The sequence below is a fragment of the Psychrobacillus sp. NPDC096389 genome, assembly GCF_044762855.1.
Taxonomy (GTDB): Bacteria; Bacillota; Bacilli; order Bacillales_A; family Planococcaceae; genus Psychrobacillus.
Window position 1 is genome coordinate 386,077 of record NZ_JBIWFB010000002.1, and the last position, 17,080, is coordinate 403,156.

At 37.1% G+C, this 17,080-nt stretch carries 16 protein-coding genes and 1 tRNA gene; 15 read left to right on the top strand and 2 right to left on the bottom strand.

Features of this window, described 5'->3' with window-relative positions; all coding sequences use genetic code 11:
- Nucleotides 1–178: 178 nt before the first annotated feature.
- Nucleotides 179–250 (bottom strand) — tRNA-Asn (locus ACIQ38_RS08260).
- A 120-nt stretch (nucleotides 251–370) separates the two neighbouring features.
- Nucleotides 371–562 (bottom strand): hypothetical protein, encoded by a 192-nt coding sequence (locus tag ACIQ38_RS08265; RefSeq protein ID WP_402820761.1) that lies wholly within the window; start codon nucleotides 560–562, stop codon nucleotides 371–373.
- Between the two features lie 713 nt (nucleotides 563–1,275).
- Between ACIQ38_RS08265 and hemW the strand changes: the two genes are divergently transcribed.
- The 15 genes from hemW to ACIQ38_RS08340 all read left to right on the top strand — a co-directional run bounded on the left by hemW (nucleotide 1,276) and on the right by ACIQ38_RS08340 (nucleotide 16,986).
- Nucleotides 1,276–2,412 carry a radical SAM family heme chaperone HemW gene (gene hemW / locus ACIQ38_RS08270; RefSeq protein ID WP_402820764.1) on the top strand — a complete coding sequence of 379 codons (1,137 nt, stop codon included), beginning with the start codon at nucleotides 1,276–1,278 and terminating at the stop codon, nucleotides 2,410–2,412.
- An 87-nt stretch (nucleotides 2,413–2,499) separates the two neighbouring features.
- Nucleotides 2,500–3,537 carry a heat-inducible transcriptional repressor HrcA gene (gene hrcA, locus ACIQ38_RS08275; protein WP_402820767.1) on the top strand — a complete coding sequence of 346 codons (1,038 nt, stop codon included), beginning with the start codon at nucleotides 2,500–2,502 and terminating at the stop codon, nucleotides 3,535–3,537.
- Between the two features lie 15 nt (nucleotides 3,538–3,552).
- Nucleotides 3,553–4,107, top strand: a complete 555-nt coding sequence (gene grpE, locus ACIQ38_RS08280) for a nucleotide exchange factor GrpE (protein ID WP_402820770.1) — start codon at nucleotides 3,553–3,555, stop codon at nucleotides 4,105–4,107.
- A gap of 272 nt (nucleotides 4,108–4,379) precedes the next feature.
- Complete coding sequence (gene dnaK, locus ACIQ38_RS08285) at nucleotides 4,380–6,212, top strand: molecular chaperone DnaK (RefSeq protein ID WP_402820774.1); 1,833 nt, start codon at nucleotides 4,380–4,382, stop codon at nucleotides 6,210–6,212.
- A gap of 129 nt (nucleotides 6,213–6,341) precedes the next feature.
- A complete protein-coding gene (gene dnaJ / locus ACIQ38_RS08290; protein WP_402820777.1) occupies nucleotides 6,342–7,463 on the top strand; it encodes a molecular chaperone DnaJ in 1,122 nt (373 codons plus the stop codon).
- Nucleotides 7,464–7,477: 14 nt separating this feature from the next.
- Entirely contained in the window at nucleotides 7,478–8,422 is a 945-nt protein-coding gene (gene prmA, locus ACIQ38_RS08295; RefSeq protein WP_402820780.1) for a 50S ribosomal protein L11 methyltransferase, read from the top strand.
- A gap of 10 nt (nucleotides 8,423–8,432) precedes the next feature.
- A complete protein-coding gene (locus ACIQ38_RS08300) occupies nucleotides 8,433–9,173 on the top strand; it encodes a 16S rRNA (uracil(1498)-N(3))-methyltransferase (protein WP_402820782.1) in 741 nt (246 codons plus the stop codon).
- Nucleotides 9,174–9,188: 15 nt separating this feature from the next.
- The gene (gene mtaB, locus ACIQ38_RS08305) at nucleotides 9,189–10,529 is read left to right on the top strand and encodes a tRNA (N(6)-L-threonylcarbamoyladenosine(37)-C(2))-methylthiotransferase MtaB (RefSeq protein ID WP_402820785.1); all 1,341 of its coding nucleotides are present in this window, start codon (nucleotides 9,189–9,191) and stop codon (nucleotides 10,527–10,529) included.
- Nucleotides 10,530–10,614: 85 nt separating this feature from the next.
- Nucleotides 10,615–11,286 carry a deoxyribose-phosphate aldolase gene (deoC, locus tag ACIQ38_RS08310; RefSeq protein WP_402820788.1) on the top strand — a complete coding sequence of 224 codons (672 nt, stop codon included), beginning with the start codon at nucleotides 10,615–10,617 and terminating at the stop codon, nucleotides 11,284–11,286.
- A gap of 113 nt (nucleotides 11,287–11,399) precedes the next feature.
- A complete protein-coding gene (rpsU, locus tag ACIQ38_RS08315; protein WP_016426884.1) occupies nucleotides 11,400–11,573 on the top strand; it encodes a 30S ribosomal protein S21 in 174 nt (57 codons plus the stop codon).
- 263 nt (nucleotides 11,574–11,836) lie between these two features.
- Nucleotides 11,837–13,162 carry an NfeD family protein gene (locus ACIQ38_RS08320; protein ID WP_402820792.1) on the top strand — a complete coding sequence of 442 codons (1,326 nt, stop codon included), beginning with the start codon at nucleotides 11,837–11,839 and terminating at the stop codon, nucleotides 13,160–13,162.
- Nucleotides 13,162–14,166, top strand: a complete 1,005-nt coding sequence (gene floA, locus ACIQ38_RS08325) for a flotillin-like protein FloA (protein ID WP_402820795.1) — start codon at nucleotides 13,162–13,164, stop codon at nucleotides 14,164–14,166. Before ACIQ38_RS08320 ends, floA begins: the two co-directional genes overlap by 1 nt.
- Before the next feature lie 30 nt (nucleotides 14,167–14,196).
- Nucleotides 14,197–14,634, top strand: a complete 438-nt coding sequence (locus ACIQ38_RS08330; protein ID WP_402820798.1) for a hypothetical protein — start codon at nucleotides 14,197–14,199, stop codon at nucleotides 14,632–14,634.
- A gap of 289 nt (nucleotides 14,635–14,923) precedes the next feature.
- Nucleotides 14,924–16,030 carry a sporulation protein YqfD gene (locus tag ACIQ38_RS08335; RefSeq protein WP_402820801.1) on the top strand — a complete coding sequence of 369 codons (1,107 nt, stop codon included), beginning with the start codon at nucleotides 14,924–14,926 and terminating at the stop codon, nucleotides 16,028–16,030.
- Entirely contained in the window at nucleotides 16,027–16,986 is a 960-nt protein-coding gene (locus ACIQ38_RS08340; RefSeq protein WP_402820804.1) for a PhoH family protein, read from the top strand. Before ACIQ38_RS08335 ends, ACIQ38_RS08340 begins: the two co-directional genes overlap by 4 nt.
- Nucleotides 16,987–17,080: the final 94 nt, after the last annotated feature.

Below are 17,080 nucleotides of genomic sequence, written 5' to 3' on the forward strand. Positions count from 1 at the left end.
TAAACTAACGCCGCAGTTTAGTTGAATAAGAAGGTTTTTTGCGATTTTGTTGTATAAGTTAATATATGTAAATTATTGAACAAAAGGGCTAGAAAATGTTTGGATATTAAATTGCCGATTAATAAAAGAATGGTTGATCGTGTATATTTCACGATCAACCATTCTTTTTTGTTAAGAACTCCGGAGGTAGGACTCGAACCTACGACCAACCGGTTAACAGCCGATTGCTCTACCACTGAGCTACTTCGGAATAGTAGATATCTTACAAAGCTTATTATGAACTGATTGTTTTTAAAATATACAACCTTAAATAATGTAAAAGGAACAGTCATCCCTAAAGTAATAATTTAGGAATGACTGTATCAACCAATTAAGTATTACTAGTTATTGTTGTTGTTGGGTTATTGTTTCGCTCATTTTTATTTTTGTTGAGATTTTGCTCATTATTGATTTGTTCGTTTAAATTGTCAAAGTTGAAATCCTCACCGAATTCAGCTGAATTATTTTGGTTGTTGTTATTATTTCGATTTTTATCGTTATTGCGGTTGTTGTTATTCACCATTACTGTTCACCTCTATGACCATATTTGTGTCGCCTAAAAGGCTAGAAAAATACTCGATAGTTATAAAAAACAACTAGGACAAACCGATGGCGAACTGCAATTTATTTACCTGGGTTTTCGGACGTTTTTCTTCTATAATATAGTCTTCCGATACTTAGACCTCTCACATAATAAACGGCTCTGTCGTATAGTTTAAACAACTCAATGCAAAATAAACTAAACATCTGCCTCGTTTTCCGCTTCATTTTTACTTTGGAATTCCGTAACAGCCCAAGCAGTTAATAAACCTCCATCTGAATCTGTAATTTTCTTTGAAGAGGATGAAAATAAGAGTTATTCACTGGAAGTATGTGAAAAAGCCCAACCACAAAAAATCGTGGAAGGGCTATGTTTTCTCTATTCTATTTGTTGATTAATACCAAGTGATTTCTTCTTTTAAAACATCTCCACCGTCTTGCCACCATTCTTGCTAGTAATGGTAAGTACACGATAAATTTTCATGAGTAACAATAAGAAAATAAAACTCTCATAAACGCTTGTACAATAAAGATTTGCAAGTAAAACCAAAAAACGTTAAACTACAATGTGGAAAAGCTTCTCCCTAAGAAGCATTCATGGCAGTTCTGAAAATGGACGAGCCAAATAAATAAAAAGAAAGAAGGGGGCGTAAGTATAATAGCCCCCTTTTTCCTATATAGAGAGTTGGAAATAGTATGGTACGAGGAGTGTATATTCATATTCCTTTTTGTCATCAAATTTGTAATTATTGTGATTTCAATAAATTCTTTTTTCACAATCAACCAGTAGATGAATATATTGAAGCGCTTGGGCACGAAATGGCTTTATGGGCGGAAGATTTAAAAAACGCCTCAATTGAAACTATCTTTATTGGTGGAGGAACACCGACTTCATTGTCTGTAGAACAATTAGAGCGATTATTTACGCTTATACATTTGCATATACCTTTAGGACAAGTAATCGAATTTACATCTGAATCAAATCCCGATGAATTAACGTTAGAAAAAATGCAAGTGATGCGTAAGTTTGGAGTTAATCGATTGAGTATGGGAGTACAAACTTTCGATCAGGACTTGTTAAAAGTACTTGGCAGAACGCATTCCAATGATCATGTCTATAAAGTAATCGAATATGCCAAACAAACAGATTTTCCGTCGATTAGCATAGACCTGATGTACGGTTTACCAAATCAGACCATGGATCAATGGAAAGCATCTTTAAAAGAAGCATTTCGTCTAAATATCCCCCATATTTCTGCGTATTCTTTACTTGTCGAGCCGAAAACGATTTTTTACAATTTGTTATCAAAAGGTAAGCTATCACTGCCTGGGGAAGATTTGGAAGCGGATATGTATAGTTATTTGATGGATGAAATGAAACGTAATGGCTATAGTCAATATGAAATCAGTAACTTTGCGCATGCAGGCAAAGAATCCAAACATAATTTACTTTATTGGAATAATGATGAATATATTGGTCTTGGTGCCGGTGCACATGGATATGTAAACAGTGTGCGTTATTCCAATCATGGCCCACTAAAAAAGTATATGCATACAATTGAAACGAATGAAAAACCTATCATGATGGAAAAAGAGGTTTCTCTTACGGAAAAGATGGAAGAAGAAATGTTCTTAGGACTACGGAAAAACGACGGAGTTTCACTGGTACGATTTGAACAAAGATATGGTCAAACTTTAAAAGACGTGTACGGAAAAGAAATAGATGAATTGCTCGAAAAAGAACTAGTCATAATCGAACATGATTTTATTAAGCTTACGACACGTGGCCGCTTTGTTGGAAATGAGGTATTTCAATATTTTCTTACAAGCTAAATCGTTGACAGTTCCCGATAGATTTGATAAATTTTCTATATAAGTATTAGCACTCTCTATGAATGAGTGCTAACAGAGGTGATAATCATGCTTACTAATCGGCAATTATTAATATTGCAAGTAACGGTAGATGATTTTATCGAAACCGCTCAACCAGTAGGATCTCGTCAACTTTCGAAAAAGGAGGAAGTTCCATTTAGTCCTGCTACTATTCGAAATGATATGGCAGATTTAGAAGAGATGGGCTTTTTAGAAAAAACACATACTTCGTCTGGTCGCGTACCTTCGCAAAAAGGCTATCGTTATTACGTAGACAATATGTTAACTCCACAGCGAATTTCCAAAAACGAGATTAAACAAATTCGTTCCATTTTTGAAGAACGAATGGTTGAGACGGAACAAATAATTCGTAAATCCGCGGCAATTTTGTCCGAATTGACTAATTATACCTCAATTATGTTAGGCTTAGATGTGAGAAAACATCGTGTCAAAAGGTTTTCTATCGTACCATTAACGGATGACTCCGCTGTCGCAATCATTGTAACAGATAGTGGTCATGTAGAAAATCGCGTATTTTCCATACCGGAAAGCTTTACTGCATCAGATATTGAACGAATGGTCAATTTGATCAATGAACATTTAGTGGGTGTTCATTTACATGAGTTGCCTGCTAAATTAGAAGCTGTTACATCGGCTGTTCTTAGACAAAATAATGGTCGCTTAAACGATTTATTTGGTTCTTTGAACAAGGCATTGACAATTGAACATGAAGACAAAGTTTACTACGGTGGGAAAATGCAACTGTTAAATCAACCCGAATTTAATGATGTAGAAAAAGCACGAAGTATTATGTATTGGATGGATCATGTAAATCAAATGCCTGGATTATTCCATTTAGACCAAAAAGGAATTCAAATTCGAATCGGTACAGAAAACACCCATTTAGCAATGGAAGATTGTAGTATAATTACAGCTTCCTATGATATTGGGAAGGAACAGATGGGATCTATTGCTATCATTGGACCTACTCGAATGGATTACAAACGAGTCGTTTCTTTACTAGATGTGATGAGTGGGGATTTATCGAGAGAGTTGTCTAAAATTTTACATGGACCGCATGGATAAGGAGAGTTGCTAGTTATGTCAGAACAAAAAGATGAAATTGTAGAGGAATTAGAAACAGAAAAGTTGGAAGAACAAACAGAGGCTACTTCAGAAGAAACAATTGAAAATAAAGTGGAAGAAATTGATGAAGTAACTCTTTTAAAACAACAACTAGAAGAAGAACAAAATAAAGCAATCCGCTTAAGAGCAGATTTTGAAAACTATAAGCGTCGTGTCCAATTGGATAAAGAAGCTGATTACAAATACCGCGCACAATCTGTATTATCAGATATTTTGCCGGTATTAGATAATTTCGAACGTGCTTTAGCTGTTGAAACAACTTCGGAAGAAGCGGCTTCTTTAGCAAAAGGCGTAGAAATGGTCTACCGCTCTTTACTAGATGCGGTAGCTAAAGAAGGACTAGAACAAATTGAAGCTGAGGGCGTTCCTTTCGATCCGAATTTTCATCAAGCAGTTATGCAAGAAAAAGATGATTCAAAAGATTCGGGTATTGTGCTTCAAGAATTACAAAAAGGGTATAAGCTAAAAGATAGAATTTTAAGACCGTCAATGGTCAAAGTTAACGAATAGAAATTATATAACTTCATCCAGCAGAAGTTTCCCATTTCTATAAGTGGTAAGATGGATGCAAAGCAAGTATTCAATTCAGCTGGGTCCACAAATCCCTGCTGAATAAAGTTAAAGCCTCCGGCAGATGCCACAGATTTTTAGAGGAATTTATCGAGCGTGCCCGATAAAAATCTGGGCGCACTGTTTTCTGCGACGAGCTTGCGCAGGAGCAAATACGACGAGGCGCATTTGATTACTAATTAACCGCACTTTATATTTAGGAGGAATAATTTATGTCTAAAATTATCGGTATTGACTTAGGAACAACAAACTCATGTGTATCTGTATTAGAAGGTGGAGAACCAAAAGTAATTCCAAATCCGGAAGGTAACCGCACCACTCCTTCTGTTGTAGCATTTAAAAATGGAGAAAAACAAGTTGGGGAAGTAGCAAAACGTCAATCGATTACAAACCCAAATACGATTGCTTCTGTAAAACGTTTAATGGGTACAACAGAAAAAGTAACTGCAGAAGATAAAGAATATACACCACAAGAAGTATCTGCAATGATTCTACAATACTTAAAAGGATTCGCTGAAGAATACTTAGGAGAAAAAGTAACAAAAGCAGTAATCACTGTTCCTGCTTACTTTAACGATGCAGAGCGTCAAGCAACAAAAGATGCTGGACGTATCGCTGGCCTTGAAGTAGAACGTATTATTAACGAACCTACTGCAGCAGCACTTGCATATGGTTTAGATAAAATGGATCACGATGAAAAAATCCTTGTTTACGATTTAGGTGGCGGTACATTTGACGTATCTATCCTAGAACTAGGAGACGGTGTATTTGAAGTTCTAGCAACTGCTGGAGATAACCGCCTTGGTGGGGATGACTTTGACCAAGTATTAATGGACTACTTAGTTCAAGAATTCAAAAAAGAAAATGGAATTGATTTATCTCAAGACAAAATGGCTGTACAACGCCTAAAAGATGCAGCTGAAAAAGCGAAAAAAGATTTATCAGGTGTTACATCAACTCAAATTTCACTTCCTTTCATTACAGCTGGAGAAGCTGGTCCACTTCACTTAGAAGTAACAATGACTCGTGCGAAATTTGATGATTTAACAGCTCATTTAGTAGAGCGTACAATGGTACCTACTCGTCAAGCGATGAAAGATGCTGGATTATCTGCTTCTCAAATCGATAAAGTTATCTTGGTAGGTGGATCTACTCGTATTCCTGCAGTACAAGATGCGATTAAGAAAGAAACTGGTAAAGAGCCACATAAAGGTGTAAACCCAGATGAAGTAGTAGCAATGGGTGCTGCTGTTCAAGGTGGAGTATTAACTGGAGATGTGAAAGACGTTGTATTACTTGACGTAACACCGCTTTCTTTAGGTATTGAAACAATGGGTGGCGTATTTACAAAACTAATCGAGCGTAATACAACAATCCCAACTTCAAAATCTCAAACTTTCTCAACTGCAGCAGATAACCAACCAGCAGTAGATATTCATGTTCTACAAGGTGAACGTCCGATGTCAGCGGATAACAAAACACTTGGTCGTTTCCAACTTGCGGATATTCCACCAGCTCCACGTGGCGTTCCACAAATCGAAGTTACATTTGATATCGATAAAAATGGTATCGTAACGGTTAAAGCTAAAGATCTTGGAACTGGAAAAGAGCAAAATATTACAATTCAATCGAACTCTTCTTTATCTGACGAAGAAATCGATCGTATGGTAAAAGAAGCAGAAGCAAATGCTGAAGCGGATAAAGTTCGTAAAGAAGAAGCTGAAGTGAAAAACGAAGCGGACCAATTAGTATTTATGACTGAAAAAACATTAAAAGATCTAGAAGATAAAGTATCTGAAGATGAGAAAAAATCAGCAGAAGATGCAAAAGAAGCATTAAAAGCTGCTTTAGAAGCTGGTAACTTAGAAGATATTAAAGCGAAAAAAGATGCACTAAACGAAATCGTTCAACAACTTACAATGAAGTTATATGAGCAAGCACAAGCAGAAGCTGCTGCTAACGGTGGCGCTCAAGCTGATGCAAAAGATGATGGCGTTGTAGACGCTGAATTTGAAGAAGTAAACGACGATAAAGACAACAAGTAATCAGTAAATTAGTCGGTGAGGAAAAGTCAAAGACCGTATTCGGCTTTGGCTTTTCTTACTGTTTAGACTAGATTATTTTTCCGTGTTACAATATTCATTACGTGTAGGTAAAGAGCAGGAGAGTGAACAATGGATAAACGTGATTATTATGAAGTACTAGGAGTTTCCAAAAGTGCTTCTCAAGATGAGATAAAAAAAGCGTATCGCAAGCTTTCTAAACAATATCACCCGGATATTAACAAAGCTGCAGACGCAGATGTGAAATTCAAAGAAATTACAGAAGCTTATGAAGTGCTAAGTGATGAGCAAAAACGAGCGCAGTACGATCAATTTGGTCACGCTGGTCCAAACCAAGGATTTGGTGGATTTGGTGGCAGCGACGGCTTTGGTTTTGAAGATATTTTCAGTTCGTTTTTCGGCGGAGGGGGCAGTTCTAGACGACGCGATCCGAACGCACCACGAAAAGGGAATGATCTTCAATATTCCATGACAATTGAATTTGAAGAAGCTGTTTTCGGAAAAGAAAAAGAAATTGACGTGGCAAAAGAAGAGACATGTGATACATGTACAGGAACTGGTGCTAAGCCTGGAACTCATCCAGAAAAATGTACGCACTGTAATGGACACGGTCAAGTAAATGTGACACAAGATACACCGTTCGGTCGTATTCAAACAAAACGTGCCTGTCATTATTGTGAAGGTACCGGAAAAATCATTAAAGAAAAATGTACGACTTGTCATGGTAAAGGTACTGTAAATAAACGCAAAAAAATTAAAGTTACCATTCCAGCTGGTGTGGACGATGGTCAACAACTTCGTGTAAGTGGTCAAGGAGAACCTGGTATAAATGGAGGACCAGCAGGTGACTTATATATCGTATTCCGTGTAAAAGCTGACCCTAGATTCGAACGAGATGGCGACGATATTTATTATGAGTTACCATTAACATTTGCTCAAGCTGCACTTGGAGACGAAATAGAAGTACCGACAGTTCAAGGGAAAGTAAAACTAAAAATTCCAGCAGGCACACAATCGCAAACAACATTCCGCTTAAAAGGCAAAGGTGTTAAGAATGTGCATGGTTATGGCACAGGTGATCAACATGTTGTAGTAAAAGTAATCACGCCGAAGAAGTTAACTGAAAAACAAAAGCAATTACTTCGTGAGTTTGCAGAAATTAGTGGAGATATCCCAGAAGAACAAGGCAGTTCATTATTTGATAAAATCAAAAGAACGATAAAAGGCGAATAAAGGAGTGGGCGCAAGTGAAATGGTCTGAACTATCCATTCATACGACGAATGAGGCAGTGGAAGCGATTAGTAATATTTTGCATGAGGCTGGAGCAAGTGGAGTCGTTATTGAAGATTCAGAAGAGTTATTAAGAGAAAGAGAAGATGTATTTGGTGAAATCTATAGCTTAAATCCAGATGATTTCCCTGTAGATGGTGTTCGAGTGAAAGCTTATTTAGCGGAAACTAGTTTTCTACTGGAAACAGTAGAAGAGATCAAACTTGCGATTAACAACTTACAAAACTTTAATATCGATCTTGGTCATAATCAAGTAACTGTACAAGAAGTAGATGAAGAAGATTGGGCTACAGCTTGGAAAAAATATTATCACCCAGTGAAAATATCAAACCGTTTTACAATCGTGCCTACTTGGGAAGACTATGAGCTTGTGAACACGGATGAATTGATCATTGAATTGGACCCTGGAATGGCTTTTGGAACGGGTACACATCCTACAACTGTTATGTGTCTACAAGCACTTGAAAAAACAGTGCAAAAAGGAAGCAGCGTTATTGATGTGGGTACCGGTTCAGGAGTTCTTTCTATAGGAGCTGCAAAATTAGGTGCGGCTTCCATTCATGCACTAGATTTGGATGAAGTAGCTGTTCAATCTGCAAAAGAAAATATTGCATTAAATAGAGTAAATGATATCGTTCAAGTAACACACGGTAATTTACTGGATAATGTAAATGAACAGGCGGACATTGTCGTAGCAAATATATTAGCAGAAATTATTATGACATTTACAAATGATGCATTTTCCATTGTAAAAGATGGCGGCCTATTTATCACGTCCGGTATTATTGCTACGAAAAAGGAAGATGTTCGTAATTCCTTGCAGCAAGCAGGATTCGAAATTGAAGAAGTTATGATGATGGAAGACTGGGTTACAATCATTTCAAGAAAGCCTGTAAAGTAAGGAGACGCTCATGCAACGTTATTTTACGAATGAACTGATAGAGGACAATAATACTGTAACGATTACAGGGGAAGATGCGCATCATATGATCCAAGTGATGCGCATGTCTTCTGGAGACGAGGTATATGTAGTAGCAGATGGTAAAACATATACAATGACGATTGTAGAAGGCACATCCAAATCAGTATTGTTAGAAACGAAAGAAAAACATGAAAAATCTACAGAAATGCCGGTGAAAGTTTCTATCGTTTGTGGACTTCCAAAAGGTGACAAGCTAGAATTAATCACTCAAAAGGCGACAGAGCTGGGGATGCATACATTGTATCCATTTGAAGCGAAACGTTCTATTGTGAAATGGGACAAACAAAAAAACGAGAAGAAAATTACTCGTTTACAAAAGATTGCAAAAGAAGCCGCAGAACAATCTCATCGTTCGTTTATTCCGCTAATACATAAACCAATCTCATTAACCGAGCTTTTGGAAATCTCCAAATCGTATGACGTGAAATTTGTTGCGGATGAAGAAGACGCAAAGGTTATGAATCGGCAAAAGTTTGCCGACCAACTAAAAAAGGTGTATGATAAACAATCGATACTTATCGTTTTTGGCCCAGAAGGTGGGCTCGATCGACAAGAAGTACAACAATTAAGAGAGTTTGAGTTTCAACCCATTGCACTTGGACCAAGGATTTTACGAACAGAAACTGCACCGTTATATGCGCTTGCTGCAATTTCTTATGAATATGAATGAAAGAGGTGTGAGAACTTGTCATCCGTTGCATTCCATACATTAGGCTGTAAAGTTAACCACTACGAAACTGAGGCCATATGGCAATTATTTAAAGAAAGCGGCTATGACCGCACTGAATTTGAAAAGCAATCAGATGTATATGTCATTAATACATGTACGGTAACAAATACTGGAGATAAAAAAAGCCGACAAGTGATTCGTCGAGCAATTCGTCAAAATCCGGATGCTGTTATTTGCGTAACAGGTTGCTATGCACAAACATCACCGGCTGAGATTATGGCGATTCCAGGAGTAGACATTGTTGTAGGAACACAAGAACGTACAAAAATGCTAGATTACATCGAACAGTATAAAAGGGAGCGTAAACCAATTAATGCTGTTGGGAATATTATGAAAAACCGTGTGTACGAAGAGTTAGACGTTCCTGCTTTCACGGATCGAACTCGTGCTTCATTGAAAATTCAAGAAGGCTGTAATAACTTTTGTACATTTTGTATCATTCCATGGGCTCGTGGGCTAATGCGTTCTAGAGATCCCGAAGAAGTAGTTAGACAAGCCCAGCAATTAGTAGATGCAGGCTATTTAGAAATTGTTTTAACTGGTATCCATACAGGTGGATATGGGGAAGACTTAAAAGATTATAACTTAGCGCAACTATTAAGAGATATCGAATCGAATGTAAAAGGTTTGAAACGTCTACGTATTAGTTCCATTGAAGCAAGTCAATTATCGGATGAAGTAATCGATGTTTTAAGAGATTCTAAAATTGTCGTAAGACATTTACACATCCCGATTCAATCTGGTTCCGATACGGTTTTGAAAAGAATGCGTAGAAAATATACAATGGAGTTTTTTGCGAATCGTTTAGATCGATTAAGAGAAGCACTTCCTGATTTAGCAATTACTTCGGATGTGATTGTAGGTTTTCCTGGTGAAACGGAAGAAGAATTTATGGAAACGTTTAACTTTATTCATGACCAAAAGTTCTCTGAGCTTCATGTATTCCCATATTCTAAGCGTACTGGTACACCAGCAGCAAGAATGGACAATCAAGTAGATGAAGATATAAAAAATGAACGTGTTCATCGATTGATCACATTGAATGACCAATTAGCAGCTGAGTATGCATCCCGTTTTGAAGGGGAAGTACTAGAGATTATTCCGGAAGAAAAATATAAATTAGATTCAGAAAGTAATTTATATGAAGGGTATACAGATAATTATTTGAAAATAGTTATTCCTGCTACTGAGGAGTTAATCGGAAAATTAGTACGTGTGAAAATAACAAAAGCTGGTTATCCATACAATGAAGGGCAATTTGTTCGAGTGCTTGAAAATGTAGAAGAACTAGTGTAAGTCAGTGAGCATAATCTCACTGGCTTTTTTTTAGATTCTCGATTATGATAAAGAGGTACGTACAACTCGAAAAGGAGACTATATAATGACTCAAAATATCGCAACATTAATCGACCATACATTATTAAAACAAGACGCGACTAGAAATCAAATTGAAAAACTTTGCGAGGAAGCAAAAGAATATACTTTTGCATCTGTTTGTGTGAATCCGACTTGGGTAAATTTAAGTGCAAAATTATTACAAGGTTCACCAGTAAAAGTTTGTACAGTAATTGGCTTCCCACTAGGCGCAAGCACTACTGAAGTGAAAGCTTTTGAAACTTCAAATGCAATCGAAAATGGTGCAGAAGAAATCGATATGGTTATAAATGTTGGAGCTTTAAAAGATCAAGATTATAACTTTGTACAAAAGGATATAGAAGCTGTCGTACAAGCAGCAAAAGGAAAAGCAATTGTAAAAGTTATTTTAGAAACTTGCTTATTGACAGACGAAGAAATTTTGAGAGCTAGTGAAATATCAAAACTTGCTGGAGCAGATTTTGTTAAAACTTCTACTGGATTCTCTACAGGAGGCGCAACGGTTAGTGCTGTGAAGTTAATGCGTAGCGCAGTCGGACCTGAATTGGGAGTTAAAGCATCAGGTGGTGTTCGCAGCTTGGCAGATCTACAAGCAATGGTCGACGCAGGAGCAACGAGAATCGGTGCAAGCTCAGGTGTAGAAATAGTTAAAGGGCTTGAAAGTAAATCTGATTATTAATGATTATTAATTTAAGCCAAAGTATTGACCAGAATGAAAGTATACGGTATAATTTTTTAGTACATAACACTAGGTTATGTGCTTGACGTGTGTTCGGAGGGAGGGAAAAAGAGATGTCAAAAACTGTCGTTCGTAAAAACGAATCGCTTGAAGATGCTCTTCGCCGCTTCAAACGTACTGTATCTAAAAGTGGTACAATTCAAGAGGTAAGAAAGCGCGAGTTTTATGAAAAACCAAGCGTGAAACGTAAAAAGAAATCTGAAGCTGCCCGTAAACGTAAATTCTAATTAATTGAAATTTACAAAGCTTCGATGCTGTGGTTTCTATAAACCAGGCGTGAAACGTAAAAAGAAATCAGAAGCTGCACGTAAACGTAAGTGGTAAATTAATCCCAACCATCCCTACGTTCAAAACACGTACTGTATGATTAACATTTACAATTATGTAAACCGAGAAAAATTATTTTTCTCGGTTTATTTTCATTTTATGAAACTTTTCTATTACTCATCCGTAAACAGTAATATACATATAGATGAAGGGAGGTTTAAGGATGAAAATGTCACGATATATTATCGCTTTCTGTTTATTGTTATGCTCGTTTTTCTTAGTTATTCCTTCTTTTACTGCCGATTCACCGACTGTTTATAAAATTCCTGTATATAAAGAAGTGGAAAAAGGGTTATACGCTTTTTTAAAGCGTTCGATTAAAGAGGCGGAAGAGGCAAATGCAGATGCGATTATATTCGAGCTAAACACACCTGGTGGTTTTGTGGATTCTGCAGAAAAAATTTCTAATTTGCTTGATTCGACGTCTATTCGAAAAATAGCCTATATTAACACCGAAGCGTTATCTGCTGGGGCTTATTTAGCACTACATACCGATGAAATTTATATGGCTCCTAGTGGTACGATGGGTGCTGCAGCAGTAATTGATGGAAGTGGTAATATGGCAGATGAAAAAGCTAATAGTGCTTGGAAAGCTAAAATGATCAATGCTGCAAAGCTTACGGGGAAAGATCCAAAATATGCGCAAGCAATGGCGGATGACTCAGTAGACTTACCAGAGTATCGAGCACCTGTAGGGGATTTATTAACGTTAACTTCATCGGATGCGTTGGAAGTGGGCTATTCAAATGGAACTGTAAACTCGTTTGAGGATTTATTAACGAAAACAGATCTTGCAAATGCGAAAGTAATTGAAACAGAAGAGACATTTATGGAATCGGTTGCACGATTTATTACGCATCCAATTATCGTGCCAATTTTATTATCGATTGCTAGTTTAGGTTTGATCGTTGAGCTGTACTCTCCAGGTTTTGGAGTTGCAGGGACGATGGGGCTAATCTCTATCGGATTGTTCTTTTTTGGGCATCTAGTTGCTGGTCTTGCAGGCTATGAAACATTGATAATATTTGTTATTGGCGTTCTTTTAATAATAGCCGAATTCTTCTTGCCTGGAGGAATTAGTGGTATATTAGGTGCAGCTGCTATTATTTTTAGTATAATACTAGCAGGAGGCAATATTGTGCAAATGAGTATTGCTGTATTAATTGCTTTAACAGTAGCTATAGTGGGAATGGTGATTATTATGAAGTTCTTTGGAAAACAGATGAAAGCGTTGAACAAAATTATTTTGTCCGATGCTACAACGACGGAGCAAGGGTATGTATCCAATGAAAATCGCGTGGATCTAATTGGAAAAGTGGCGATTACGATGACTGCCCTTAGACCGTCCGGAACTATACGTATCGACAATGAGCGAATCGATGCAGTATCCGATGGAAGTTTTGTTGCGAAGGATAAACAAGTTACAATTATTAAAGTAGAAGGCTCTCGTATAGTTGTACGAGAAGTCGCGGAAGGGGAGAAAGATTAATGGCATTTACTGGAGGTACGATTGGATTAATAGTAATTATCGTTTTAGCATTTATCTTGCTATCGGTGTTCTTCACGTTTTTCCCAATCACACTATGGATTTCTGCTTTAGCAGCAGGAGTAAAAATAAGTATCTTTACACTTGTAGGGATGAGGTTACGTCGAGTAATTCCATCACGTATCGTTAATCCACTTATTAAAGCACATAAGGCCGGATTAAAAGTGGCGATCAATCAATTAGAGAGCCATTATTTAGCAGGTGGTAACGTAGACCGTGTTGTAAACGCACTTATTGCAGCGCACCGTGCGAATATTGAACTAACATTTGAACGAGCTGCAGCAATCGATCTAGCGGGTCGTGATGTATTAGAAGCTGTACAAATGTCTGTAAACCCTAAAGTAATTGAAACACCATTTATCGCTGGTGTTGCGATGAACGGGATTGAAGTAAAAGCGAAAGCACGTATTACGGTTCGTGCCAATATCGATCGTTTAGTCGGTGGTGCAGGTGAAGAAACAATCGTTGCCCGTGTTGGGGAAGGAATTATCTCCACAATCGGATCTAGTACTAGCCATGAACGAGTGCTTGAGAACCCAGATTTAATTTCTCAAACTGTGTTGGCTAAAGGATTAGACTCTGGGACGGCATTTGAAATTCTATCGATCGATATTGCGGATGTTGATATAGGTAAAAACATCGGGGCAGAATTACAAACAGAGCAAGCAGAGGCAGATAAGAAAATTGCCCAAGCAAAAGCCGAAGAACGTCGTGCAATGGCTGTTGCATCTGAGCAAGAGATGAAAGCCAAAGTAGTAGAGATGCGTTCAAAAGTAGTAGAGGCAGAAGCAGAAGTTCCACTTGCAATGGCAGAGGCATTAAGAGATGGAAATATTGGTGTAATGGATTATATGAATTATAAAAATATCCAAGCGGACACTAGTATGAGAGACTCCATCAGTAAAGTTGGAGGAGATAAACCTTCTACTGGAGAGTTGAAAGACTAGTCTTAAACCGTGGAAAGGAGGTCTTTCTCCTTGGAATCTTTAATTATCTTCATTATCATTGGTATTATTAGTTCACTGTTAGGCAAGAAAAAGCCAGAACAAAAAAATGCGCCAAAACCGGTCAAAAAAGTTTCACCACAAAAACCTTTTGCTGAAAACCCCTTTAAAAATTTAGGAGAGTTGGCGAAGGAATTTAAACAAGAACAGCAAGCGGAAATAGAGCGTAGAACGATAGTTCCTAAACCAGAACCTGTACGACCGGTAAAAGCAGAAAAAGTACAGCGTGAAGTGAATCGCGATCAAGGTACGCCAAGATCTTCTGGACGATTATCTGTTCACCAAGGAAACAATCCGACACTTCCAGCTACAAAACCAATGGTGGCAAGCGTTTTGCCTGAAACAAAGGATGACCTTGTCCGGGCTATTGTTTTATCCGAAATATTAGCGCCACCAAAATCCAAAAGATAACTCATGAACACCCCTTTACATGCATAAATTCATGTAAAGGGGTGTTTTTTATAAAACAGTTATTTCCACTCCACGCGAGTATTATGATTGATAATTTTAGTGACATTATTTTAGATTATGAAATAACCCTTCTTAAGTTAAATGAAACCAGTATATTATGTGCATATGATCATTATCTACTGGAAATTAACGCAGATAGCTTACAGATAAAATCGCTATCGTCTGATCGACTGCATTTAACCGTGGAACATCTTAACTTTTTTAATTTAACTAGGAAGGATCGTACGTAATGGCAAGCCTTATCCGAGTACAAATACCGATGTCTACAGATCAACATGTACTATTTCAACGTCTATTTGCTTTAAATATTAAGGTCTACAGTGTGTATAGCAGCGATCATTATTTATATTTCTCGATTAAAAAGAAAGACTTAAGGGCATTTCGAAAAGTAAGAAAAACGATGAAAATATCTGTGCATTTAGTTGATGAAACAAAAAAAGGTATTATTTCTCCTTATTCATACTCCATCATTGGAGTGGCTCTATTTATTATCATTCCAATCTTACTTGCACAATTCATTTGGACAATTCATATTGAATCCGATTCACCTGAAAACAATATCTTGTTGTATGAAGAACTAAAAACGATGAATATTAAAGAAAAAATGCTCGCTTCATCATTGCCGGCAGAACAAGAAATTAGGCAAAAGATTTTATTGAAATATAAAGAGTATTCATGGGTACACTTTAGCCAATCAGGTTCTACACTTATCGTATCGCCGATGCTTGCCCCAGAACAAACAGAACGAGAAATAAAAGATGCACCACCTGTCCATTTAATCGCTAAAAGAAGTGGTGTCATTACGGATTTTGAACTAGTTAAAGGGATAAGAACCGTACAAAAACATGTTGCTGTTAAAAAAGGCGATGTACTCGTAAATGGCTTTGTTACACAAGGAGACAAACGAATAATTACGAGTGCAGAAGGAAAAGTATATGCAAGTTATTGGGTGGAACTGCAGTTTGAACTACCTAAAAAAGTAGCGATCGTAAAGCCAAATGAAAGAGAACTCGTGATACGAAAAAAAGATAAGTCGAATACTCCTTATTGGAAAGAAATTGCTCTTCCTACATTCTTGAGGAATTATGTAGAGGCTGGATACGTACAAAAAAATATAGAAGAGACACACGAGTTAAATGAAAAATCAATGGAACGATTAATACGACCGTTATTATTTCAAAAAATTATCAACGACTTGCCTGCAGGTACACAAATATTAGAAGATAAAGTTTTGCAGGTATCTATACAAAATGATAAAGTAAAAGGGAAGGTCTTATTATTAGTCAATGAAAATATTGCAATACCACAAGTTATACCCCAAGGAGACGAAGCATGAGCGAACAAAAACAATTAGATATAAATTTGCAAGACCCAGCAGAAGCAGTAATGCTTCTAGGTATATCAGATAAAAATGTAAAGCTTATTGAAGCGGAACTAAAGGTAAAACTCATCACAAGAGGCGAGCAAATTCAAATTGTTGGTGAAGAAAAAAATGTAGAAGAAGCGAAAAAACTAATGGTACAACTTCTTGCGGTTATTCGCAAAGGCATCAATATTAACTTAAGGGATGTTACTTCTGCTGTTGAAATGAGCTTAAATGGAACGATTGAATATTTTTCAAGCTTGTATGATGAAGAAATTGCAAGAAATACAAAAGGCAAAGCAATTCGTGCTAAAACAATTGGTCAACGAGAATATATACAAGGTATCCGGCATTCAGATTTAACATTTGGGATCGGTCCAGCAGGTACAGGTAAAACGTATCTTGCTGTTGTGATGGCAACACAAGCATTAAAAAATGCACATGTCAAAAAAATCATTTTAACGCGTCCTGCTGTGGAAGCAGGCGAAAGCCTAGGTTTCTTACCCGGAGACTTAAAAGAGAAGGTAGACCCATACTTACGCCCGTTATACGATGCTCTGCATGATGTACTAGGAACAGAGCAAACAGAAAGGCTAATGGAACGTGGGACAATTGAAATTGCGCCACTTGCTTATATGCGTGGTAGAACTCTAGATGATGCGTTTGTTATTTTAGACGAAGCTCAGAATACAACGAAAGCGCAAATGAAGATGTTTTTAACCCGGCTTGGATTTGGTTCTAAGATGGTTATAACAGGCGACAAAACGCAAATAGATTTACCGAAGGGTGCGGAATCTGGACTTATCGTTGCAGAAAAGATTTTAAATCATGTTGCTGGTATCCATTTTCAATATTTGGAACAGGGTGATGTTGTCCGTCATCCATTAGTTGCAAAAATAATACAAGCATATGATGAACAGCAATCATAGTCCATCTAAAAAGCAACGGTTCACGAGCTGACCGTTGCTTTTGTTAATTTTTCCGGAAATTGTAATGACTAGCTTTAACTTTAAGGTATAATAA